The sequence below is a fragment of the Dapis brunnea BLCC-M229 genome, from assembly GCF_050015995.1.
Taxonomy (GTDB): domain Bacteria; phylum Cyanobacteriota; class Cyanobacteriia; order Cyanobacteriales; family Microcoleaceae; genus Trichodesmium.
Genome location: NZ_JBNHEP010000251.1, coordinates 31,608 through 33,366 on the forward strand (window position 1 = coordinate 31,608; position 1,759 = coordinate 33,366).

Genomic DNA, 1,759 nt, shown 5'->3' on the forward strand with positions numbered 1-1,759 from the left:
AGTAGAATTCATTAGATAAATTTATTAGCTTAAAATTAGTATGACAAAAAACTTTAGCTATTTATGAGTAAATTTTTCAATACTTACTCCGACCATAGGTTTCAGATACAAAAACTATAACGTTATAGTTTTTGCTTACTATACATAGCTTGTTTGAGTCAGTCTTGTGTTCATGAGTCTCTGGAAAATATTTTTATCTAGGTAGGGCGACTGGTAGTTTGACTCATCAACAAATTTATCAGAATCCGAAAAACAAAAAAAGCCGATCGTTAATTACTCAAAGCAGCTAACTGCTTTAACATTTGCCTCAAACTATCTCGCCAGTATGGAGAATGATTTCCCAAGACTTTTGAGATTTTCCCACTATTCAAAACTGAAAAAGCTGGTCGTTTTGCTGGAGTTGGATATTCGGCAGTAGTAATGGGAACTACTCGTTTTACCTCTAAAGGAAAACCCAGTTGTTTTGCTTCCTCAAAAATAGTCATAGCAAAATCGTACCAACTAATAGCTCCACTATTTGTATAGTGATAAGTTCCATAGGTTTCGGAATTAAGATGAGGAATAATTTGAGCGATCGCTTCTGCTAAGTCTCCCGTCCAAGTTGGACAACCGACCTGATCGTAGACGACCCTTAATTCTTCTCTGTCTTTACCCACCCGCAACATGGTTTTGACAAAGTTACCTTTTCCATAAGCTCCATAGACCCAAGCTGTTCTAATAATAATATGATTAGCTTCTGTTTCTCGAATTGCTTCTTCTCCAGCTAATTTAGATTTGCCATAAGTTCCGAGGGGGTTGGTCGAGTCGGTTTCTGTGTAGGGTGTACTTTGACTACCATCAAAAACATAATCGGTGGAAATGTGTATTAAGGTTGCTCCTAACTTTTTTGCCTCTTTTGCCATAATTCCAGGAGCGATACTATTTACAGCATGAGCTAATTCTGCTTCGTTTTCAGATTTGTCAACTGCTGTATAAGCTGCGGCATTGATAATTAGTTCTGGTTTAAGTTGGTCTATAAGTTGGGAGATGGCATTGGGGTCTGCCAGGTCTAAGTTTTCTCGCCCTACTGCCGTTACTTCTCCGATTTTTATTAGGAGGGGTTGTAGTTGGTTTCCTAGTTGTCCGTTAATACCTGTTAATAAGATTTTCATTTCTAATTTTTAGTAATTTGATTTAAGTTTAATTTTTCGATTTTATTTTTTCGGATTCAGACGAAACGATTTCTAGTTTAGACTTTCGACTCCTTATTCTATTATTCAATTATACCAATTACCAAAAGTAATGCTATACTTGAGCTATACTTCAATAGTCAAATATTTACCAAGATTCAAAGTCTGTTTTTGACAATTATTAGTCGGTTAGTGTAGATTATTCCTACTTTTACCTCTCTCCTCACCTCCCACACTCCCCACACTTTCCCACCCAATCAGGTATAGCAAGATTTTTGAGAAATGGTATTAGCATTACTCCAACTTTCAATGGCAGCCATTAAAATATTAACTGCGGGATGGTCGATTAATTCTTTGAAAGCTTCTTTTCCTGCTTGTCTAAAAGTTGTAATTATTCTAGATTTCACAGAGGGATTTTTTTCTATTTCTTGAATTCCTTGGTTAGCAATTTATCAAAAGATATTCTGAATCCTGACTTCTGACTCTTCAATTAGCATTACTCCAACCTTCTATGGCAGCCATTAAAATATTAACAGCGGGATGGTCGATTAATTCTTTGAAAGCTTCTTTTCCTGCTTGTCTAAAAGTTG

2 protein-coding genes are annotated in these 1,759 nt (G+C 36.0%); both read right to left on the minus strand.

Annotated elements, in window-relative coordinates:
- Positions 1 to 269: 269 nt before the first annotated feature.
- Positions 270 to 1,151 (minus strand): dTDP-4-dehydrorhamnose reductase, encoded by an 882-nt coding sequence (gene rfbD / locus ACP6PM_RS29035; protein WP_426590359.1) that lies wholly within the window; start codon positions 1,149 to 1,151, stop codon positions 270 to 272.
- Between the two features lie 275 nt (positions 1,152 to 1,426).
- Positions 1,427 to 1,576: a hypothetical protein gene (locus ACP6PM_RS29040; RefSeq protein WP_426590360.1), complete on the minus strand. Its 150-nt coding sequence runs from the start codon at positions 1,574 to 1,576 to the stop codon at positions 1,427 to 1,429.
- Positions 1,577 to 1,759: the final 183 nt, after the last annotated feature.